Origin of the sequence: Dyella agri, assembly GCF_044904705.1 — a bacterium.
Lineage (GTDB): Bacteria > Pseudomonadota > Gammaproteobacteria > Xanthomonadales > Rhodanobacteraceae > Rhodanobacter_A > Rhodanobacter_A agri.
The window spans coordinates 395,914-416,985 of sequence record NZ_JADIKL010000002.1; the positions used below are offsets into that span (position 1 = coordinate 395,914).

Consider the following 21,072-nt stretch of genomic DNA (forward strand, 5'->3'; position numbering starts at 1 on the left):
TGCAGGTGCGCGTTTGTGCTATTCCGGAATCAGCAGCGAAGCCTTGCCTATGTCGAAAACGGGCTGTCCTGCCCATTTTCGACTCGCCGGGTCCGTTGCACGGACTCGGCCCCGCCGCATCGGCCACCAAGCGGCCGATGCGCGTGCGGCCATCCGTGGCCGCCGGTGATCGGGCGCCATCGCAGCCGATCACAGGTCCGGTCCTATCACCAGGTGCAGCACCACGCCATGGCGCTGCGAATCGTGGATCGGCGTGCCCAGGTCCACCCGGATCATGCCTACCGGCGAGCGCCAGCGCACGCCGATGCCGGTGCCGAGCTTGGGCCGGTAGTCGATGCCGTCGAAGGCGTTGCCTGCATCGAGGAAGGTGGCGATGCCCCAGTTGCGGGTGAAGTAGTGCTCTACCTCGGCGCTGGCGACCAGCAAGTTGGTGCCGCCGAGCACGCGGCCGTAGCTGTTCTCGGGGCCGATCGATTGGAAGCCGTAGCCGCGCACCGAGCGGTCGCCACCGGCGAAGAAGCGCAGCTGCGGTGGCAGCGCAGCGAAGTCGTCGGTCCAGGTGTGGCCGGCGCTGCCGCGCAGGATCAGCCGGTTGCGCTGTTTCGCGCCAAACGCGCGTATCCATTTCGCGTCGGCGGTGAGCTGGCTGAAGCTGGCCGAGGAGAGCAGGCCGCCGGCCGTGCTGCGCGCCGCGAAGTTCAGCGACCAACCGTTGTGCACGAAGTCGTAGTTGTCCGCCTGCTTGCGCGACAGCGAGGCCTCGGCGAACAGCAGGGTGCTGCTGCCGTGCTCGATGCCGGGCGTGCTGTCCGGCTCGTCGCCGCGCTTGCCCACGGCGAAGGTGCCGGACAGCGCGTGCATGCCCACGGTGCGCGTCCATCCGTGCCACAGCCGCGTCTCGTTGGCGACCAGCTCCAGCGTGCGCGACTGCGAGGTGCTGGTGTTCGCGTCGCGGAAGTTGGCGCCGAAGTTGAAGCTGCGCTGGTTGTCGCCGGGCATCGGGATGGAATACAGCGTGGACAGCGTCTTCAGCCGCTGCGCCAGCACCAGCTCGTTCTTCCACTTGTGGCCGCGCCGGTTCACCCAGCGCCGCTCCATGCCGGCGCGCACGCCGAAGCCGGTATCGGTGCCGATGAACGGGCCGCCGGTGTAGATCGTGCGCTTCGCCGGCGCCAGCTCGACCATGATGTCGACCTTGCCCTCGGCCTTTTCGTCGATCTGCGGCAACACGTTGACCACGGCGAAATAGTCGGCACCGTTCAGTGCCTGCTGCAGTTGCAGTAGCTGGTCCTGGTCGAAGTAATCGCCGGACTTGAACGGCAGGTAGCGGTCCAGGAAACCTTCCTTGAACTGCGAGCCTTCGAAATGCACCGCCCCGTAGCGATAGCGCCGCCCCGCCTGCCAGGCCAGCTTGATCGCCGCGCTGCGATCCGATCGGCGGACCTCCACGCGGCGCGTGACCAGCTTCGCGTCGAGGAAGCCGTTGGCGGTGAGCGCGGCCGACAGCGCGTCGCGCGCGGCATCGTAGCTGGCGTGATCCAGCCGCTTGCCGCGCATGCGCACGATCGCGTTGCGTGCGCGGCGGATCGACGGCAAGGCCAGCGCGGCGGCGTCGAGCTGCACATCCACCGAAGTGACCTTGACCGGCTCCCCGGTGCGCACGTCCAGCGTCACCTTCCAGTCCTTGCCGACCGGCTGCAGCTGCGCGGCGACGTCGGCATCGTAATAACCGTAAGGCTCCAGCGCCGCCTTCGCCTGCGCCGGCGCCTGCGCGTACAGGCGGCGGATCTGCGCCTCACTGACCTCGCGGTGCGCATATGGCGATAGCCCCACCGACGCGCCGATCGCCTGCTGCAGCGGTTCGTCCACCCCGCGCACCACCAGTTGCACGCCAGCCTGCGCCAGCGACGCGAACAGCAGCATCGGCAACAGGGCGAACAGGGCCAGGCGTCGGCGGAGGCGGCGCATGTGCAGGGGATCCATCCTCGAGGGGTATTTGGTGTGGCTGAGGACAGCTTACCGAAGTGGCGATGGGCTGCGGGGGAATCCGCGATTTGGGGACATGTCAAATGCTGACGGGTGTACAAGCGGTGTAGCGGTTTCGTGCCACCGCGGCGTCAGCTGCTCTCTCTCGTGCATAGTAGCCACGGGCTACCGACCGGCGCTGGAGTTACGCGGCGACGAAGCCACCCGCTTTGAACGAGATGTTAGGCCGTGCGGATAGCTGCGCAAGGGTTAAAGCTTGTGACCAAGGACCTCTTCGCTGACATCCCAGTTGAAGACTGTGCCGGCAGAGCGCGACACAGCAAACCAACCGACAAGACCGCTACCGACCCAGTTCGGATTGGCGTTAGGTGGCGCAGGGTAGTTGGACCGGAGTGCGAAGACGAAGTAACGGCCTTGACCCTCGTGCGGTGCGAGGTCGCAGCGATACTCGTTTGGGCCGTGACGAGGCGATTCCCTGTGAGCGACCGCAATCTTGAGGTGGTTACAAGCGAGTTCGCTTGTTAGCTCAGGCGCAGATGCGTGAGCCGATATGCAGAGAGCCGGTACTAGAAAAATCAAGAATGTCTTGAAGACGGATCGCATCGCTTGTGGTCTAACGCTTGAGTTAAGTGGACACGTTGCCGTCCGCCTTGAACGAGCGGTTAGATTTACCTGCCCGAAGTTGCACCATCGGGTTCTCCCGACAACGGTAGGCCACAATTCATGCAGCGCTGAGCAAAGGGGTTTGACCATGAGGACATGCAGAAAGTGTTGCCGCATTTAGGGCAGTTGCTAAAGGCACTCAACCCTATGGAATATAAGAGAAGCATCATGTAGCAAGCGGTAACTACGCCCGAAGCAAGGCCAGATTTGAACATAAGCGCCGTTAGCCACATGGCCGGCAGGAAGCCAAGAAAAAGAAGCAGCGCGCGTCTCCGTCTTGTGCGTATGCGTCGAAGTCCAGCATCAATATTTTGTTTGGAGTCGATTGCCATGGCCAAATCTAAGGCTTGAGTTAAGCCGCGCGCGGTATGCGCGTCCGCTTGAATGACTGGTTAGGCAGATCAGTACCAGACAACGACGTTGCCGCCACCCTGGCCGACCGCCAGTGTGCCAGCTGGTCCCTCGACTTGCCACGCTTCGTAGCCGCTTGAGTCCGTGATCACCTGAAGGACACTTTGACCGAAGTTGAGAGTTAGGTCGGCCGTTCCTGGGGTTGCTTGGCAGCTGACAAGTGTTTGGCCGTGCAGTTTGCTTGAAAGCTCCGGTATGGCGCGCAACGGCTGGCTGCCCCCAAACAACTGGCCCTCGTCTTCGCTGGTGAGAGCCACAGCGCCCGACGAAAGAAGGCGCCAAAGCGACTCAATCTGGAGGCGGTAGCCACCGGCGAGGCGGACAACGCAAGGACAGCCTTCCCGCTGTTCGATGTCCTCGACGGTTCGACCAATGAGCTGGGAGGTCCAAGAAGCTTCCATGAGCTGTCCAACGCTGGAGTTAAGCGACGGCGAAGCCGCCCGCCTTGAACGAGATGTCAGGTGCTCCGCGCAGAGCCTTTGCTGCGCAAGAACAACCCTACACGAGAAATTGCCAGCACCGCAAAAGCGATGGAGGCAGCTTGGAAAAGCCATGGATGCTCTGGCGGTGCTGCACCGAACGCCAGCCAAAGGGCCCCGAGAGCAAACACCAAGAGAACGAACGAGCCTAGGACCTGGGCAGCCCGAACAGAGAAGAGCAAGACGAGGCATGGGGCTGCGAGAAGCAGAAGGGTGCTACCGAGAGCGTACACACTGGGTCGGCCTGCAATCACCGAGCCCGACACTGCCATAGCCAAGGCGCCTGCGCCAGCAAAGGCAAGAGCTAGTCCGGCAACGAACAAGATCACTTTGAGGATTTTGCCGAGCCGCATCCTTGAGTACCTAACGCTGGAGTAAAGCGGCGGCGAAGCCGTCCGCTTGGATGGCCGATTAGGGTGCGCTACTCGCCGAGCTTGACTGACGAGATGCGAGTGCCCACTGGAAGGTTTTTGGCCTGCGCCTGAATCTGGCCGAGCGTATGGAAATGAACCGACAGGTCGCTTGGAGCAAAGTTATCTGGCTGGAATTGGCCGCCGAGAGTAAGCGGCACCTTGTAGCTGAAGCATTGACCCGCGCCTAGAACGTGACCGGATGACAACAGGTTGCCGACAAGCTGAGGCGCGAACCATTCGTTTGCGAGTGCCGGCTGTTGGCGCAAGGTGTCAAAGTGCGCTGGGCTATCGGCGATACGAGTGAGTTCGGCGCCGCCAGCGTCGAGCCAGAAAATGGCGCCTGTATGGTCCTGAAGGAAAGCGTCACCAAGAGCCGAGACCATATGAAGCGACATGGTCTCGGGGACTAACCAACGCCATTGATGCAGCAGATCGCCAGTTGACTGGCCGGAAAGACTTACCGTCAATTCACGCCAAGTAACTTTCATGTGCCCTGACGCCTGGTAGACCCCGGATCGGGGCATATGCGCGCCATGCTCCATCGCGGCCATGACTGCGTCAAGCGAGAAACCCTGTGCACATTCAGTGGCTTGGCCGGCTTCTCCACAGGTAGGGCCGCGGGAAGCCGGCTTGCCTATCGCATAAGGCGAGGTTGATATGTCTTATCACCTCGAAAGCGCTGATATGCACAACGATTGAAGGAGCGGCGCGCCTTTGTTCTCGCCTTTGCACGCAGCTGGGAACGTGCCGCCGTTCGGTTCTATGCGCGGCGAATGGGAGGCGGCGAGTGCACCCGCGCCGCAGGCGTCACTGCTTCGCCGGAAACCACATCCCCGCTTCCGGCCGGAACGCCCGCGGGGTCACGCCGAGCAGGCGTTCCAGTTCGCTGTTGTCGGCCACCAGGTCCGCATCGAGTCGCGCGAGCGGTCCGCGCAGCTTCGCGGGAGCGAGGCGCTGGCCTGCATGCAGCAGCCACGAAGGCAGCGGCAGCGGCAGGTTGGCGTGGGGCAAGGTGCTCCGGACGCGGGCGAACATCTCGCGGGCACTGAGGCGTTCGCCGCCGCCGATGGACAGGATGCGGCCCGCGCTGGCAGGGCAGTCGAGGGCGGCGAGCACGGCGAGGGCGATGTCGTCGGCGTGCACCGGTTGGCGCAGACCGCGGCCGGCAGGCAGCGGGAAGACGCGCGTGCGCCAGGCGCGGCGGGCGATCGGGCTGAGGCTTTTGTCGAGCCCTGCGCCGTAGATGAGGGTGGGGCGCAGCACGGTCCACGGTGCGCCATGGCGCGCGCAGGCAGCGGCGAGTGCCTGTTCGCCATTGCGCAGCTGTTGCGCGAGCACGCGTTCGGCTGGCACGCCGGAGTCGCGCTTGGTCTCCGCGCTCATCGAGCTGGTGGCGATCACCCGCGGCGGTTCGCTGCCGAAATTCACGCGGGCCAGCCAGGCGGCGAGCGGGCCGAGCGGGCCGAAGCTGATGATGGCAGCGGGGTGCGGCAGCTCGGCGGGCAGGGCGTCGGGCAGGCTGCCTTGCAGCCAGCGCAGGCCGGGTTGCGAAGCGCGGGGGTGGCGGCTCAATGCCGTGACCACCGCACCGCCGGACAACAGGCGTGGCAGGAGGAAATGGCCGATCTGGCTGCTGCCGCCGAAAACCAATACCGTCATGCGCGTGTCAGGACCCTGGTTGCAGGCGCGCGCTGAGGTCGAGCACGCGCGGATGGTTCGGCGCCAGCTTGCGCGCCTGCTGCAGCGATTGTGCGGCGCCGGCGCGGTCGCCCTGGGCGAGCTGGCGATCCGCCTGGTCCAGCCATGCGCTGGCAAGGCGTTGGCTCATGATGCCTTGCGAGGCGTCGCCGGGGGCGAGGTCGCCAAGGTTCTCCAGCATCTGGCCGGCGCGGACGAGATCGCCTGCGGCCAGTGCGCGGTTGAACAACTGCTGCACCACGCCGGGCAAGGCTTGCAGGCCATGCTGCGCGACGGCGCTGTCACCGTCGATCGCCAGTGCGTTGCGATAGAGGTCGTAGGCGCTGTTGCCGGGCGGCAGCATGATGTCGCCGCGTTGCGTGGCGGCCTGGGCCTGTTCCAGCAGGCGCGAGACCTGCGCGCTCTGCTGCGGCGTCAGCGCGGGCGGCGCGGGGGTAGCAGCGGCCGGCTGCTGTGCGTCGTTCGCGGGTGGCGCGGCGGGAGCGGGGGCGGCCTTGTGCGCTTGCATGCCTTGCAGACGTGCGCGGGCGGCGGCGAGGTCGGCGGATTTCGGCGCCAACGCTTCGGCATGGTCGAGCAACGTGCCGGCCTGTGCGGTGTCGCCTGCATCCAGCGCGGCGTCGGCCTGCACGGTGAGCGCCTGCGCCACCTTGCCCAGCCCGGCTTCGGCTTGCGGATTGTCGGGGCTCAGCGCCAGCGCAGCCTTGTAGTGCGCCAGCGCGGTGTCGTCGCCGGGGCCGTCGATGCGGCCGGCGCGCAGCGCTTCGTCGCCTTGTTGCAGCGCGGTGTCCAGCGCGGCGGTGTCCTGCTGGTGCGCCTGTGCGCGGGCAGCGCGCAGACCCGGCAGGGCGGCGTTGTTCGGTTGCAGCGCGGCGAGCTGTTCGATCACGGCGTCGGCGCTGGCGCCGTCGTTCGCGTCCAGCGCCTTCTGCGCCTGCGCGGCCAGCGCGTCGCCGACCTGGTCCAGGCCATGGCGTGCCACCGCGTTGCCGGGGTCGGCCTGCAGCACTTGCCGGTACAGCGTGCCGGCACCGTGCTCGCCGCTGAACTGGTTGGCGGCGAAGGCCTGCTGCGCCTGCTGCACCAGCACCGAGACCTGCACCTTCGAGGAGTGTTTCGCGGCGATCTGCTGGTCGAGCCGGTCGAGGTCGCTGCCGCCGCCGAGCAGCTCGCGCGCTACGGCGGCTTTCTGCGCGGCCACGTCGAACTGGCCGGCCTGCAGTGCCGCGTCGGCCTGCGAGATCTCGGCCATGCCGACCTGGTGCAGGCCGTTTCGCGCGGCGTCGTTGTCCGGTTCCAGCGCCACCGCGGCCTGGAACAGTTCGCGCGCGCTGGTGCCGTCGTCGCCGTCCAGGTGCCCGGCCGCCAGCGCCTGCTGCGCGCGGCCCAGCACGTCGTTGAGTTCGGTGCGCGGCAGCAGGTTGCGCAGGCGGTTCTGCTCGATCAGCGCCGCGCCGACCACACCGATCAGCGCGAGCACCAGCACGGGCACCAGCCAGCGGCGAGGGCGATGTTGCGGCATCTTCGAGGCGCGTTGCCAGCCGCGTGGCTCGGTGTCCTGCCAGGGTTGCTCGTCACGCGGCGATGCGCTTTTCGGCGGCTGGTCGAGCTGGTCGAGATCGCCCAGCCTGGGCTCGGTGCGCCCGCGTGTTTCGGATTCGTGCTGGTCGCGGCGTCCGCTCATGGTGGCTGGCAATTCGGATAAGAGTTGAGAAGTGCGGCCCTGGATGGCTGCCGGTTTGATCCTTGCGACCCGAGGATGGTCGCAAAAGTCAGCGGAGCGCGGCCATGGACGGCCGCCCGTTGGGTTCCCGCGGCCAAGGATGGCCACCAGGAAACTTTAGCATCGTGCCGGCGCGCCGCCGCGCCGCGCGGGAACCCGCGTTCAGTTTGCCCGCGCACCGCCGATGCGGCGGGCCTCCACCACGTTCGGCAGTGCCAGCAGGCGGCCGAGCAGGGTGGATAGCTGCTCGAAATCGCGCACGCGCAGGGCGAAGCGCATTTCCACCTCGCCGCTCTTCGCGAGGGCGCGGCTGGAGGAGGCGATGATTGGCGTGCCCGCGTTGCTGATCACGCCGGTGACGTCCTTCTGCAGGCCTTTGCGGTCGTAGCCGCGCAGCTCGATGTCCACCTCGTAGGCCTGGGCGCTGGCCTTGCCCCAGTTCACCTCGATCACCCGGTCCGGATCGCGCCGCGCGAGCCGCGCGAGGCTGGCGCAGTCGGTGCGGTGCACCGATACGCCGCGGCCGCGCGTGATGAAGCCGCGCACCGGGTCGCCCGGCAGTGGCTGGCAGCAACGCGCCAGCGTGGTGAGCAGGTTGCCGATGCCCTCGATGCTGAGCGCGCCGGGATCGCGTGCCGGTGCCGGCCGCGCAGGCGCCAGCGGCACCGCGTCGTCGTCGTCCAGCGGCTGCGCGGCTTCCTGCAGTGCGCGTGCGACCTGGCCGGTGCTGATCTCGTTGAGCGCCAGCGCCACCAGCAGCTCGTCCTGCGTCTTCAGGTGGAAGTGCGCAGGCAGCTTCGCCAGGTCGACCTCGGGCAGCGCGAGGCGCTTCAGTTCGCGCTCGAACATCACGCGCCCCACCGCGAGGTTGGCGTCGTGCGCCAGCCGGCGGAACCAGGCGCGCACCTTGTCGCGCGCCCGCGCGCTGTTGAGATAGCCGTGGTGCGGCGACAGCCAGTCGCGGCTGGGCTCGGCCTGCTTCGCAGTGAGGATCTCCACGCGGTCGCCGCTCTGCGGCTGGAAGGTGAGCGGCACGATGCGGCCGTTGACCTTGGCACCGCGGCAGCGGTGACCCACCTCGGTGTGCACGTGGTAGGCGAAGTCGAGCACGGTGCCGCCGTGCGGCAGGTCCACCACCTCGCCGCGCGGCGTCAGCAGGTAGACGCGATCCTCCATCAGCTCGGTGCGCAGGTCGGCGGCGAGCGCGCCTTCGTCTTCGGCGCGCGTGTCCAGCAGCTTGCGCATCCAGGCGATCTTGGCCTCGAACTCGGCGTCGGCGCCGCCACCTTCCTTGTAGCGCCAATGTGCGGCCACGCCGAGCTCGTTGGCGCGGTGCATCTCGTGCGTGCGGATCTGCACTTCCAGCGTCTTGTCGCGCGGACCGATCACCGCGGTGTGCAGCGAGCGGTAGCCGTTGCCCTTGGGGCGCGCGAGGTAGTCGTCGAACTCGCGCGGCAGGTGCGGCCACAGCGTGTGCACCACGCCCAGCGCGGCGTAGCAGTCGGCCACGGTGTCCACCAGCACGCGCACCGCACGGATGTCGTACAGCTCGCCGAACTCCAGCTCCTTGCGCTGCATCTTCTTCCAAATGGAATAGATGTGCTTCGGCCGCCCCGCCAGCTCGGCGCGGATGCCGGCGTCGGCCAGCGCGCGGCCCAGTTCGTCCAGCGATTCGCGGATGAAGGCCTCGCGGTCGGCGCGGCGTTCATCGAGCAGTTTGGCGATGCGCTTGTAGGTGTCCGGCTGCAGATGGCGGAAGGCGAGGTCTTCCAGTTCCCACTTCAGCTGCCAGATGCCGAGGCGGTTGGCCAGCGGCGCGTGGATGTCGCGGGTGAGCCGCGCCAGTTCCTGCCGCTCGGCCTCGGGCAGTGCTGCCGCGGCGCGCAGGCGGGCGAGCTGGCGCGCCAGCAGCACGAACACCACGCGCAGGTCGCGGATGATCGCCAGCAACAGGCGGCGCAGGCCTTCGGAGCCACCGCCGGCGCTGCGCTGGGCGTGCAGCGCCCAGACCTGTTCCGCCGCCTGCTGGCCTTCCACCAGCCGGCGTACCTCTTCCGGCAGGCGCGGCGCCTCGGCCTGCCACAAGGCGGCATCCACGCGCGACAGGGCGAACCACAGCGCCGCTGCCTGCGTGGGTGCATCGCAGCCCATCATCGCCAGCAGGTCGAGCACGTCGGCGCATTCGGCCTGGTCGACCGGCCGCGACAGGCAGGCCTCCAGTGCCGCGGCCAGCGCGGGCGGCAGCGCGCCGGGGTGTTCGTGCCAGGCTTGCAGGCGGGTGGTGGGCGGGTGCGATGTCATCGTGGGATACGGCCAGGGGTGGACCATTCTAGGCATGTGGATGGCGCTTGGCTTCGCCGCCATCCGGCCACAGAATCGTGTCGTTGTCCTTTCGAGACCCATTCATGCGCAGGCTGCAATCCCTGCTGGCGGCCGCCCTGGCCGCAGGCGTCACCTTGTTCGGGGCCTGGCTGCTGATGGCGTGGAGCGACGCGGGCGCGCCCTCGCCGACCGAGCTGGCGCGGCAGCATCCGGCGCTGGGGTCCGCCTTCGGCCTGCTGTCCACCGTGGTCGTGGTGGCCGCGGCGTGGCGGCAGCGCCGGTCACGGCGCCGCGACTGATTCCAGCGCCTTGGCGAGGCGCTTGGCCGACACCGGCTCGGCGGTCTTCAGCTCCTGTGCGAACAGCGACACACGCCATTCCTCGATCAGCCAGCGCAGCTCGTCGAGGTTGCCGTCGCCGGCGGCGCGGTGCTTCAGGTACTCGCGCCAATAGGGCAGCACCTGCAGCATGCGTTGCTGGTCCTTCGTCGGGTCTTGCCGCAGGCGTTCGCCGCGCAGGCGCATGGCCTTGAGGTAGCGCGGATAGTGCGCGAGCCGCGTCAGCGGCAGTTCGCGCAGGAAGCCGGAGGCGAGCAAGGCATCGAGCTGCTCGCGCAAGTCGTCGTAGCTGGCGCGCGCGAAGCCCAGCAGCGGCGGCTGCATCCACGGTTTCAGTTCGGCTTGCGCCTCGATGGCGGGTTCGGCGAGTTTCAGCCGTTCGACGGCGCAGCCGAACAATTCGCGCGTGGCCTGGGTGCGCAGTGCCTCGAAGGCGCCGGCGCTGCGCGCGTCGAGATCGAGCCGCGCGACGAGGTCGGTGAAGCCGCCTTCGACCAGGTCTTCGCGCAGGCAGTCCACGCCGCCGAGCGGTGCGTACTTCAGCGCCAGCGGGTTGGCGATGGGCAGGCGCCGGCGCGCCTGTTTCATTTCGCTGGCCAGTGCGTTGCGCAACAGGCGCAGCACGCCGTCCCCGTGCGCGGCAGCGGCCTCGTCACGGCGTTCGAACACGCGCAGCGCCACGGCATCGCCGAGGTCGACCAGCGCCGGGAAGGCCAGCAAGCCGCCGCCGGAACGCACCTCGCGCGGGATTTCCTCGAAGTCCCACGCGACGACATCCTCGCGGGTGAGCTCTACGTCGGTCTTGCGCGAGAACGCCTCGCGGGCGCGTCCCTCCCAGTCCGCGCGCAACGCGGCGAGGTTGCGGCCGGCGGCCAGCGTACGTCCGCTGTCGTCGTGTACGCGGTAGCGCATCAGGTAGTGCGGCGCGAGTTCCACGGCGTCGAATTCGCCGGCGTCGATGTCGACCCCGGTGGTGCGCTTGAGGAAGGCGGCCAGCGCCTTGGCCAGCGGCTGGTCGCGCGGCGCCTCGGCTTCGGCAAAGGCGCGCGCGAAATCCGGCGCGGGCACGAAGTTGCGGCGCAGCGCCTTGGGCAGGCCACGGATCAGTTCGGCCACCTTGTCGGCGAGCAGACCCGGCACCAGCCATTCGCAGCGCGCGGCGGGCAGGGCATTGAGCATCGCCAGCGGCAGATGCAGGGTGACGCCATCGGCCTCGTCGCCCGGTACGAAACGGTATTCGAGGCGGTAGCGCTGCGCGTCGTCGACCAGCGCCGCGGGGAAGGCCTTGGGATCAAGCCCGGCGCCGCCCACCATCACGTCGTCCAGCGACCAGCGCAGCGCGGCCTGTTCGGCCGGGCGCGCATGGCGATACCACGCGTCCAGGGCGCGGCTGCTGGAAATGTCTTCTGGCAGCTTGCCGCGGAAGAAATCGACCAGCGCGTCCTCGTGGCGGATCAGGCCTTCGCGGCGCTGCCTGGCCTCGATACCTTGCGCATCCTCCAGCACGCGCTGGTTGGCGCGCACGAAATCGGCGCGCGCTTCGATGTCGCCACGGGCCAGCGCCTCGCGCAGGAAGATCTCGTGGGCCAGCGCGGGGTCTTGTTTCTCGAACGTCACCGCGCGGCGCTCGACCAGGTTCAGGCCGAACAGGCTCACTTGCTCGTAGGCGACCACACAGCCGCGTTTCTTCGACCAGTGCGCGTCACGGCAGCTGGATTTCAGCAGGTGCGCGGCCTGCTGCTCGACCCAGGCGGGTTCGATGCGGGCGCACATCATCGCCCACACCTTGCCGCCCACGTCGAGGATCTGCGCGGCGAACACCCAGTTCGGCGGAACCTTTGCCAGCGCGGAGCCGGGGAAGACCTGGAACTTGCGTTCGCGGGTGCCCTGGTAGACGCCGCGCTCGTCCTTGCGGCCGACTTGCGTAGGCAGGCCGGCCAGGAGGCTGCGGTGGATCGTCTCGAAGAGACGGGACGCCGCGGCCTCTTCATCAATAACGCGCTTTCCGCCTTCGCCTCCTCTCCCCTCCGGGGAGGGGATTGAGGTGAGCGGCTGGGGCTTGCTCAAACGCTCATGCGAAGCGCGCTTGCCCTTGCCGCTGTTTCGCAAGCTCGACCCCTCACCCCGCCCCTCTCCCCCGAGGGGAGAGGGAGATGCGATGTGGCCTCCCCGGAGGGGAGAGGGAGATGCGATGTGGCCTCCCCGGAGGGGAGAGGGAGATGCGATGTGGCTTCTCCGCTGGGGAGAGGGAGAAACAGCGTCGAGCTTCCAGCCCAGCTCCTGCACCACCAGCAGCAACTGCCGGTGCAGCTCGCGCCACTCGCGCATGCGCATGAAGCTGAGGAAGTGCCGCGAGCACCAGTCGCGCAGCTTGGACTGGGTGAGTTCTTCGTGCGCCTTGCCGTAGTCGCGCCAGAGGTTCAGCACGCCCACGAAATCGGATTTCGGATCGGCGAAGGCCGCATGCGCGGCGTCGGCCTGTTGGCGGGCGTCGGCGGGGCGTTCGCGCGGGTCCTGGATGCTGAGGAAGGACACCACCGTCAGCAGTTCGCGCAGTGCACCCAGCTTGTCGCTTTCCACCAGCATGCGTGCCAGCTGCACGTCGATCGGCAGCTTCGCCAGCGTGCGGCCGATCGCGGTGAGCGCGCGGGCGTCGTCGATGGCGCCGATCTCCGCGAGGCGGCGGTAGCCGTCGGCCACCACGCGCGGATCGGGTGCGTCGAGGAAGGGGAAGTCGTCCACCTCGCCCAGCTTCAGCGCCAGCATGCGCAGGATCACGTTGGCCAGCGAGGAGCGCAGCAGCTCGGGATCGGTGAATGCGTTGCGCGAAGCGAAATCCGCTTCGTCGTAGAGGCGGTAGCAGATGCCCGGGCCGATGCGGCCGCAGCGGCCCTTGCGCTGGTCGGCGGCAGCCTGCGAGACCGGCTCCACATGCAGGCGTTCGAGTTGGCTGCGCTGGCTGTAGCGCTTCACCCGCGCGCTGCCGGTGTCGACCACGTAACGGATGCGCGGCACGGTGAGCGAGGTCTCGGCCACGTTCGTCGCCAGCACCACGCGACGCTTGGGGCCGGGCTTGAATACGCGGTCCTGGTCGGCGGCGGAGAGGCGCGCGTACAGCGGCAGGATCTCGGTCTCGCGATACTGCCGGCGCGACAGCAACAGGTGCGCGTCGCGGATTTCGCGCTCGCCGGGCAGGAACACCAGAACGTCGCCCGGGCCGCTGCCCAGGCTGCGGTCGGCGACGATCTCGTCGAGCACGGCGGCGATGTGTTCGGCGCTGCCCTGGCCCAGGCCGCGCGCTCGCTCGCCGCCGAGCTGGTCGACCGGCCGCCAGCGCAGCTCCACCGGGTACGCGCGGCCTTCCACCGACACCACCGGTGCGCCGCTGAAATGCTCGGCGAAGCGCGCCGTGTCGATGGTGGCCGAGGTGACGATGATCTTGAGGTCGGGGCGCTTTACCGCGAGCCGCTTGAGGTAGCCGAGCAGGAAGTCGATGTTGAGGCTGCGCTCGTGCGCCTCGTCGATGATCAGCGTGTCATAGGCCGACAGCCACGGGTCGCCCTGCGTCTCGGCGAGCAGGATGCCGTCGGTCATGAATTTCACCAGCGTGCGCTCGCTCACCTGGTCGGTGAAGCGCACCTGGAAGCCCACCTGGTCGCCGAGCTGCGTGCCCAGCTCCTCCGCGACGCGGCGCGCCACGGAGCGCGCGGCCAGCCGGCGCGGCTGGGTGCAGCCGATCAGCCCTGCCTCGCCGCGGCCCGCGGCGAGGCAGAGCTTGGGCAGCTGCGTGGTCTTGCCCGAGCCGGTCTCGCCGGCGATCACTACGACCTGGTGTTCGCGGATCAGCTTGACGATCTCGTCGGCACGCGCAGTGATCGGCAGCGATTCGTCCAGCCGGATCGCGGGTTTGGCCGCGACGCGCGCCTGACGCCGCGCCGTGGAGGCCTCGATATCGGCGACCAGCGCCGCCAGCTTCTTGTCGTCGGGGCGTTTCGACAGCCCTCGCCAGCGCCCCAACAGGCGGCCGAAATCGCGGCTGTACACACCGTCGAGCGCACGGCGCAGGTCGCGCGGGGAGAGGGGGGCGGGCGAAGAGCGGTTCGTGTCGTTCATGGAACCGCGAATGATAACGGCAGGCGAGCCGGTAGCCCGATAGCCTGCCGCTATCGACGGCATCGCAAGGATTCATTTCACCTGCACGCGGTGCGTGGCTACTGTTGTCCCATTCTTGCCAAGCAGCCAATCGGAGGAGAACCCATGGCCACGAACATCGGTATCGCCAGGAAAGATCGCGAAGCCATCGCCAAGCAGTTGTCGAAGCTGCTGGCCGACACCTACTCGCTGTACCTCAAGACCCACAGTTTCCACTGGAACGTCACGGGACCGCAGTTCAACAGCCTGCACGCGATGTTCGAGACCCAGTACAACGAGCTGTGGCTGGCCGCCGACGAAGTGGCCGAGCGCATCCGCACGCTGGATGTGTTCGCACCCGGCTCCTACAGCCAGTTCGCCAAGCTCACCTCGATCAAGGAGGAGGCCGGCGTGCCGGAATGGAAGACGATGGTGAACCAGCTGGTGGAGGGCCACGAGATCGCCGCGCACACCGCACGCGCTGCGATCAAGGTCGCCGACAAGGCCGGCGACGAAGGCACCGCCGACATGCTCACCGGCCGCCTGAAGGCGCACGAGAAGACTGCGTGGATGCTGCGTTCGCTGCTGAAGTGAGTCGCCGCGTGTGGGGCGCGCTCCTCAAGGGCGCGCCTCCAGCACGATATTGAACGGCGTCTCGGTGGCGCGGCGGAAGCGCTGGAAGCCGCCGCCATCGACCATCACCTCGCGCAGGCGCGCCTCGCCGGCCTGCGCGCCCAGCGCCGGTCCCTTGCGGGCCAGCGACACCGGTACGCAGATCTGCGAGGAAGCGCCGTAGTACACGCGTCCTACCGGATTGAGGTTGTCCTGCACGCGGTCTCCCGCAAAGGGCTCCACCAGCATGCAGCTGCCGTCATCCTTCAAGGCCTGCCGCGCGTGCCTGGCTGCGCCCACCGGGTCGGCCATGTCGTGCAGGCAGTCGAAGAAGGTGACCAGGTCGTAGTCCTTGCCGGCATAGCTTGTGCTGTCGGCTACTTCAAAGCTGGCGTTCTGCACGCCTGCCATCTTGGCGCGCTCCCGCGCAACATCGATCGAAGGGGCGTGGTAGTCGTAGCCGACGAAGGTCGAGTTCGGGAACGATTTCGCCATCAGGATCGTGCTGGCGCCGTGGCCGCAACCGACGTCCGCCGCCCGCGCGCCCTTGCCCAGCTTGTCCACCACGCCCTCCAGCGCCGGCAACCAGGAGCCGACCAGGTTGGCGTTGTAGCCGCCGCGGAAGAAGCGCTCGCAACCGCGGAACAGGCAGGGATGGTGTTCGCCCCATTCCATGCCCTGGCCGTTGCGGAAATGTTCCAGCGTGCGCGGCTTGGCATGAAATACCGCCTCGACGAGGGCATAGGCGCCCGGCAGGTCGGCTGGCCCGTCCGGATCGGCGAGGCACAGCGCCTGCTCCTCGTTGAGGCTGTAGGTGTCGCTGGCGGCGTCGTATTCGACGTAGCCGCCGGCCGCCTGGTTGGCCAGCCACTCACGCACATAACGCTCGGAGGTATCGGTGCGTTTCGCCAGTTCGGCCGAGCTGAGCGGGCCGGCGGCCAGCGTCCTGTAGAAGCCGAGTTCGTCGCCCACCAGGATCAAGGTGGCGCTGATGGCCGCTCCGAGATCGCCGACGGCCTTGCCCAGAAAGGCCTGCAAACGCTCTATATCGACTGACATGGGATCGCTCGCATCGCTGCCGCCCCTGCGACAGCGGAGTAGGATGAGAGCCCTGTTTACGCCGTCGTCCGCGCTGCTGCCTGTCCCAAACAGGACAGGGCGATCAGGTCGGCATCGGTGGCCGCGAGGTCATCATGGGAAAGCGTCAGCAACACTTCGATCTGTGGGAAATCATCGCGTCGCCGGACGATGCGAGGGATTTCTCCGGGCCGCCGATTCCCGTTGCCGCCCTGCGTCAGATGCTCGATCGGCTAGTGACCGGCGTGATCCTCGTCGATGCGGCGGCGCGTCCGCACTACCTGAACCGGCAGGCGAGCGTCATCCTGGCCGAACACGATGGCCTGGCCATGCAGCTCGATGGCCTGCATGCGGCCACCGCCAGCTGCACGCGCCGCCTGCGCCGCGCCGTGGCGTTGGCCGGACGGGGCGTGCCGGGCGACGGCGCTTCCTTGCGCGGCAGAATGCGTCTTGCGTTGCCGCGCCCCTCGTTGCGCCTGCCGCTGCTGCTCAACCTGTGTCCGCTCACCACCACGCCGCAGCCATGGGTGGCGATCTTCATCACCGATCCCAACGGCCGTATGTCGGTCCCCCGCGAGGCCATCGCCGAGGTGTTCGGGCTCACCCCGCGCGAGGCCGCGCTGGCCGCCTTGCTGGCCGAAGGCCGCTCGCTGCGGGATTGCGCCCGCCTGCTGCTGATAGGCGAAGGCACCGCCCGCAATCATCTCAAGCGCGTGTTCGAGAAGACGCTGATGCATAGTCAGAGCCAGCTGGTGACTCAGTTGCAGCGCTTCGTCGCACCCTGCCGCCAGCCGCGCATTCCGGCCGCGTCCGGCGCCTTGGCGATTCCTGCCGAAGACAGGCGTGGCGGCGAGGCGAGGAGCGCCGGGCGAAAGTCGCCGCCATCGCGTCCCGGTTACATGCCATCGCCGCGGTGAAACGCGGGCCGTGGGACGTTTCCACGGCCCGCTGCCATCTCAACCCTTCGGTGCCGGCCCCTTCACCGCGGTGACCAGCGCATCCGGGCGCACGTGTTTCGCGAAGGCTTCTTGCACCTGCGGTGCGGTCAGCTCCAGGTAGTGCTGGCCGGCGACGGTCATCGCATCCAGCGGCTTGCCCTGCAGCGACAGCGTGAGCAGCTGGCCGCCGATCGCGCCGAAGCTGGATTCGCCCAGCGGGATACGGCGCAACAGGATGCCCTTGGCCTGCCGCAGTTCGGTGTCGCTCACCGGCTCCTGCTGCATCCGCTTGAGGTTCTGCACCACCAGCGCGCCGGCGGCGCCCACCTTGTCCGGGTCGCAGCCGAAGGACACCTTGTAGGTGCCGCGGTGTTTGTCGGCGTCCAGGCTCACGCCCACGGTGTAGACCAGGCCATGCTTCTCGCGGAGATCGCGGGTGAGGCGCGAGGCGTAGAACCCGCCGCCCAGCACCTGGTTGCCGAGGTTGATCGCATAGCGCGAAGGGTCGTCGTAGGTGACGCCGATGGTCTGCGCCATGTCCACGCTGTCCTGCACCGCGCTGCTGTCGGGTACGCGCAGCCTGCCGGGCCGGTTCGCGGGTACGGCGGCGTAATCGGTGGCGGGTTTCGGCCCGGTGGCTTTCCAGTCGCCGAAGGCCTGTTCCACCAGGTGTCTTGCCTGCGCGGGATCGACCTTGCCCACGACCACGATCGTGGTCATGTCGGGGCGGAAGGTCTGCGTGTAGTACTGCTTTGCCTTGTCCAGGGTCAGTGCCATCACGTCCTGCGGCGTGGCATGGCGCAGCTGCGGGTCGTCGGCGGGCAGCAACGCCTTGCCAAGGCCCAGCTCGAACAGGAAATCGGGCGATTGCAGCTCGCCGGCCACCATGCCGGCGGTCTGCTGCTGCACCACCGCGAACGCCTGCGCCGGCAGCGCCGGGTGCAACTCGTTGTCGGCGAGCAGCTTCACGCCTTCGGCGAAGTGCGCGGACGGAACCGCCAGCGAGAAGCTGGTGCCGGCGCTTTCGTGCGCGCTGATCGTGTCCAGCGCCTGTTGGAATTGCAGGCGGTCCATGCTGGCGGTGCCGAACGGGAACAGGCCATCCAGCACGTCGGCCACGCCTTCCTCGCCCTTGGGTGCTTGCAGGTCTTCGTTGGTCTTGATGCGGCCGTACAGCTCCACCGTGTCGCTGATCGACTCCGGCTGCACGATCAAGGTCAGGCCGTTCGGCAAGGTGTACGAGACCGGCTTCAGCGAGGATTTCGGCACCTCAAGCTTGGCGAACGCCTGCTCCGCCCAGTCAGGCAGCTGCACCGGCTTGTCGGGGCTGGAGGCGAAGCTTTCGGCGCCGCCGAAACCCTTGCCGGCCACCGGCTTGCCTGAGCTCTCGGGGGTAAGGATCGCGGTGATCGCGTGGGCGGGGTCGAAGGTCTGCTTCGCCAGTGCATTCACTGCGGCCGGCGTCACCGCCTCGATCGCGGCCTTGATCGTGTCGGGCGATTCGGCGCCCTGGAAGGCCAGCGCATGCGACCATGCGTTGGCGAGGCCGTCCACCGAGTTCTTCTTGAATTCGAGGTCGGCGACCGCCGTGCGCTTGGCGGCGTCCACCAGCGCGGGATCGACGCCCTTGCTGGCCGCCTCGGCGAGGATGGCCTGCATCTTCGCGAGGATCGGCTGCGGGTTGCCGCCCTTGGGGAAGATGCCCACCGCCATGCCCAGGCCGGCCTGCGGCATGGAGTCGCCGAAGAAGCCGCCGTACAGCGCGGTGCCGTCGAAGCGCATGCCGGCCAGCGCTGCGCGCTGCGAGCCCAGCGCCTGGCTCAGCACCAGCGCGGTGGCGTATTCCTTGGAGGTGAGGCCCGGCATGCGATAGCCCAGGTAGACCGAGCCATAGGGGCTGTCGGTGGGCAGCTCGACCGTCTTCGCCGTCACCGGCTTGAACGCGAATGCGGGCCGCGCCGGCAACGTCTTGCGCGCGATGCCGCCGAATTCCTGCTTCACCTTCGCCAGCGTGGCGGCGGGGTCGACGTCGCCCGCGATCACCAGGATCGCGTTGTTCGGCGCATACCAGGTGTCGTGGAAATCCTTCAGCATCGCCGCCGTGGTCTTCTCGAACGAGGGCCGCGTGCCCAGCGGCGTGTGCGCGTAGGGCGTGCCAGAGAACATCTGCTCCAGCAGCTGGCTGTAGAACTTGAAGTCGGGGCTGGACAGGTCGCGCGAGACTTCCTGTTCGATCGCGCCGCGCTCCTTGTTCCACTCTTTCGGGTCCATATCCACGCCGCGCATGCGCAGGCTCTGCACGTGCAGCGCCACGTCGAGGTCCTGCGCCGGCGCCACGAAGTAGTACTGCGTCACGCCCTGCGTGGTGTCGGCGTTGAACGCGCCGCCCATGTTTGCCGCGATGGCCGCGAGCTGGTCCTTGCTCAGACCCGGGCTGCCGCGGAACATCATGTGCTCCACTGCGTGCGCGGTGCCGGGGAAGCCGGCGGGCACCTCGTCGGAACCGGCGAGGTAGTTCATTTCGGTGGTCACCACCGGCGCCAGCGTGTCGCGCACGATCACCACGCGCAGGCCGTTGTCGAGGGTGGCGCGGGTGACGTCGGCGCCGCCGGTCGCGGCGATCGTGCTGCCGGCGGCGAGGGCGAGGCCGATGGCAGCGGCCAGTCGCAGAGCTTGTCTCTTCATCGGGCTTCCTGGTGTCGTTCGAGAAGGTGGGCGCGAACCTCGCCTGCCGAGGTGGCGGATAGGCGTCGCATAGTCGTCAATTCGGCATGAATGGATGCGGTCGCGCCAGCAGGCCGCGCCAGCCGCGGCGGCCGAGCCAGGTCAGCACCATCGCCATCACTACCCAGGCGGCCAGCAGCAAGGGCTGGGCAAGGCTGGCGCCCTGCCATGGATGGTTGCCCATCGTGGTGACCGGAAGGAAGATGCTGAGGAAGAACAGCACGAAGAACGGGACGTAGATCAGCCATTCGCCCCAGGTCGGCAGCTTGCGGCCGCCCAGCGTGCACAACACCTGCGTGACCATCGTGCCGGCCGCGGCAAGCTGGGGCAGTGCGATCAGCAACAGAGTGACGCTGCCCAGATGCACGAAGCGTGCGGCAACGAGGGCGGCGGCCAGCATGGCGGCCGACAGCAGCAACTGCGTCACCAGCGGAATGGTGAGCGTGGCGCGCAGCAGGTTGTGCCGCATATGCCGCGCGTCGCCCAGTCCCGGCAGCAGGGCCAGCAGCGGCAGCTCGGCATTGTTGCGTTGCCAGCGCTGGCGTATCAGTACCGTGACCATGGCAGTGAGCAAGAGGCATCCGAACAGTACACCCCACAACAGGCCGACGCCGAAGCCGATCAGGGTGGAGTTGCTGGCATCGGCACGGTGATTTCCCGCGAACATCAGCGACATCACCGGAATCATCACCAGCATCGGCAGCAGTGCCGGCGCCGCAGCGCGCAGGTGGCCGGTCACGGTCTTGGGCATGTACCAGCCGCCCAGCGCCACCCGCAATGCCCGCACCGGCGACTGCGGCCCGGTGCGGCGCAGGTCGGCACGCGGCTGCATCCAATCCGGGCGCTGGCGGATCATCTGCCCGCTGTCCATCTGTTGCAGGCCGCTCCAGTTGCCCGTGGCGCCTTGACGGCGGAACTGCAACACCATCGCGCTGCCGAAACCCAGTTCGTTGTCCGTGTCGTTGCGCAGCAGTTGGCGCCAGCGCAGCACGTCCACCACCGCCAGCACGACCAGCGCCAGTACGCCCCAGGTCAGCCAGCGCGGATCGGAAAACGGCGGCAGCTGGAAAAAATGGCGCACGCTCGTGCCCAATGCGGGCAGGAAGCCGACCAGCATGGCGCACCAACGCGGCAGCAGGACAAAGGCGAGGCCGCCGGCCACGGCCCATGCTGTCAGCAAGGCCACGCGCGATGCGTCGGCACCGAACGCGCCGATCAGCAGCGTGGGCACCGCTACCGTAAGGACGCCGTACACCAGCATGCTGGCATGCACGGTGCCTTCGACACCCGGCAGCCGCAGCTTGCGCGCGTCGATCGCCAGCAGCAGCGTGGTGGACAGCCAGAACGCCCAGGCATAGGCGGCGCCCAGGCAGAGCACCATCGTGCTGGCCAGCCACCCGTCGGGATCGTGTGCGAAGTGGCCAATCGCCGCCGCGCCCAGGCAGCAGGCGATCACGATGATCAGCGACAGCCATCGCAGCGGGCGGCGGGTGGCGCGCCACGGCACCAGCAATACATCGCTCAGGCGCATATCTTGTCTCCCAGGCGGTGGGTCTC

General features: G+C 68.0%; 13 protein-coding genes. 3 read left to right on the top strand and 10 right to left on the bottom strand.

What is annotated here, in order from left to right; translation table 11 throughout:
* Positions 1-189 precede the first annotated feature (189 nt).
* The 6 genes from ISP14_RS04280 to ISP14_RS04305 all read right to left on the bottom strand — a co-directional run bounded on the left by ISP14_RS04280 (position 190) and on the right by ISP14_RS04305 (position 9,674).
* The gene (locus ISP14_RS04280; protein ID WP_404536508.1) at positions 190-1,968 is read right to left on the bottom strand and encodes an autotransporter assembly complex protein TamA; all 1,779 of its coding nucleotides are present in this window, start codon (positions 1,966-1,968) and stop codon (positions 190-192) included.
* 1,082 nt (positions 1,969-3,050) lie between these two features.
* Positions 3,051-3,461 carry a DUF6188 family protein gene (locus ISP14_RS04285; RefSeq protein WP_404536510.1) on the bottom strand — a complete coding sequence of 137 codons (411 nt, stop codon included), beginning with the start codon at positions 3,459-3,461 and terminating at the stop codon, positions 3,051-3,053.
* Between the two features lie 499 nt (positions 3,462-3,960).
* Positions 3,961-4,440: a T6SS immunity protein Tdi1 domain-containing protein gene (locus tag ISP14_RS04290; protein ID WP_404536512.1), complete on the bottom strand. Its 480-nt coding sequence runs from the start codon at positions 4,438-4,440 to the stop codon at positions 3,961-3,963.
* Between the two features lie 319 nt (positions 4,441-4,759).
* A complete protein-coding gene (locus tag ISP14_RS04295) occupies positions 4,760-5,611 on the bottom strand; it encodes an NAD-dependent epimerase/dehydratase family protein (protein WP_404536514.1) in 852 nt (283 codons plus the stop codon).
* Between the two features lie 7 nt (positions 5,612-5,618).
* Positions 5,619-7,334, bottom strand: a complete 1,716-nt coding sequence (locus tag ISP14_RS04300; protein ID WP_404536516.1) for a tetratricopeptide repeat protein — start codon at positions 7,332-7,334, stop codon at positions 5,619-5,621.
* Positions 7,335-7,535: 201 nt separating this feature from the next.
* Positions 7,536-9,674, bottom strand: coding sequence for a RelA/SpoT family protein (locus ISP14_RS04305; protein ID WP_404536518.1), 2,139 nt, complete (start codon positions 9,672-9,674; stop codon positions 7,536-7,538).
* Positions 9,675-9,778: 104 nt separating this feature from the next.
* On the opposite strand from ISP14_RS04305, the gene ISP14_RS04310 reads away from it, so the two are divergent.
* Positions 9,779-9,994 (top strand): hypothetical protein, encoded by a 216-nt coding sequence (locus ISP14_RS04310; RefSeq protein ID WP_404536520.1) that lies wholly within the window; start codon positions 9,779-9,781, stop codon positions 9,992-9,994.
* On the opposite strand, the gene hrpA is transcribed toward ISP14_RS04310, so the two are convergent.
* On the bottom strand, positions 9,977-14,146 hold the full coding sequence (hrpA, locus tag ISP14_RS04315; protein ID WP_404536522.1) for an ATP-dependent RNA helicase HrpA: 4,170 nt from the start codon (positions 14,144-14,146) through the stop codon (positions 9,977-9,979). The two genes, ISP14_RS04310 and hrpA, sit on opposite strands and share 18 nt — an antisense overlap.
* Before the next feature lie 144 nt (positions 14,147-14,290).
* Here hrpA and ISP14_RS04320 point away from each other — a divergent pair, with 144 nt between their 5' ends.
* Complete coding sequence (locus tag ISP14_RS04320) at positions 14,291-14,758, top strand: Dps family protein (protein WP_404536524.1); 468 nt, start codon at positions 14,291-14,293, stop codon at positions 14,756-14,758.
* 24 nt (positions 14,759-14,782) lie between these two features.
* Here the strand turns inward: ISP14_RS04320 and ISP14_RS04325 are convergent, their stop codons facing one another.
* A complete protein-coding gene (locus tag ISP14_RS04325) occupies positions 14,783-15,835 on the bottom strand; it encodes a class I SAM-dependent methyltransferase (protein ID WP_404536526.1) in 1,053 nt (350 codons plus the stop codon).
* Positions 15,836-15,969: 134 nt separating this feature from the next.
* On the opposite strand from ISP14_RS04325, the gene ISP14_RS04330 reads away from it, so the two are divergent.
* Positions 15,970-16,770 (top strand): helix-turn-helix transcriptional regulator, encoded by an 801-nt coding sequence (locus tag ISP14_RS04330; RefSeq protein ID WP_404536528.1) that lies wholly within the window; start codon positions 15,970-15,972, stop codon positions 16,768-16,770.
* A 39-nt stretch (positions 16,771-16,809) separates the two neighbouring features.
* Here ISP14_RS04330 and ISP14_RS04335 read toward each other — a convergent pair whose 3' ends face one another.
* Together ISP14_RS04335 and ISP14_RS04340 are read right to left on the bottom strand one after the other, a co-directional pair.
* Positions 16,810-19,476 (bottom strand): M16 family metallopeptidase, encoded by a 2,667-nt coding sequence (locus tag ISP14_RS04335; RefSeq protein WP_404536530.1) that lies wholly within the window; start codon positions 19,474-19,476, stop codon positions 16,810-16,812.
* 76 nt (positions 19,477-19,552) lie between these two features.
* The gene (locus ISP14_RS04340) at positions 19,553-21,046 is read right to left on the bottom strand and encodes a hypothetical protein (RefSeq protein ID WP_404536532.1); all 1,494 of its coding nucleotides are present in this window, start codon (positions 21,044-21,046) and stop codon (positions 19,553-19,555) included.
* Positions 21,047-21,072: the final 26 nt, after the last annotated feature.

Bases quoted from the DNA above. Each gene is read 5' to 3' on its own strand.
- ISP14_RS04295 (WP_404536514.1), bottom strand. From the start codon at position 5,611: ATGACGGTATTGGTTTTCGGCGGCAGCAGCCAGATCGGCCATTTCCTC.
- ISP14_RS04325 (WP_404536526.1), bottom strand. From the start codon at position 15,835: ATGTCAGTCGATATAGAGCGTTTGCAGGCCTTTCTGGGCAAGGCCGTC.
- ISP14_RS04285 (WP_404536510.1), bottom strand. From the start codon at position 3,461: ATGGAAGCTTCTTGGACCTCCCAGCTCATTGGTCGAACCGTCGAGGAC.
- ISP14_RS04300 (WP_404536516.1), bottom strand. From the start codon at position 7,334: ATGAGCGGACGCCGCGACCAGCACGAATCCGAAACACGCGGGCGCACC.
- ISP14_RS04305 (WP_404536518.1), bottom strand. From the start codon at position 9,674: ATGACATCGCACCCGCCCACCACCCGCCTGCAAGCCTGGCACGAACAC.
- ISP14_RS04290 (WP_404536512.1), bottom strand. From the start codon at position 4,440: ATGAAAGTTACTTGGCGTGAATTGACGGTAAGTCTTTCCGGCCAGTCA.
- ISP14_RS04320 (WP_404536524.1), top strand. From the start codon at position 14,291: ATGGCCACGAACATCGGTATCGCCAGGAAAGATCGCGAAGCCATCGCC.
- ISP14_RS04335 (WP_404536530.1), bottom strand. From the start codon at position 19,476: ATGAAGAGACAAGCTCTGCGACTGGCCGCTGCCATCGGCCTCGCCCTC.
- ISP14_RS04310 (WP_404536520.1), top strand. From the start codon at position 9,779: ATGCGCAGGCTGCAATCCCTGCTGGCGGCCGCCCTGGCCGCAGGCGTC.
- ISP14_RS04330 (WP_404536528.1), top strand. From the start codon at position 15,970: ATGGGAAAGCGTCAGCAACACTTCGATCTGTGGGAAATCATCGCGTCG.
- hrpA (WP_404536522.1), bottom strand. From the start codon at position 14,146: ATGAACGACACGAACCGCTCTTCGCCCGCCCCCCTCTCCCCGCGCGAC.
- ISP14_RS04280 (WP_404536508.1), bottom strand. From the start codon at position 1,968: ATGCGCCGCCTCCGCCGACGCCTGGCCCTGTTCGCCCTGTTGCCGATG.
- ISP14_RS04340 (WP_404536532.1), bottom strand. From the start codon at position 21,046: ATGCGCCTGAGCGATGTATTGCTGGTGCCGTGGCGCGCCACCCGCCGC.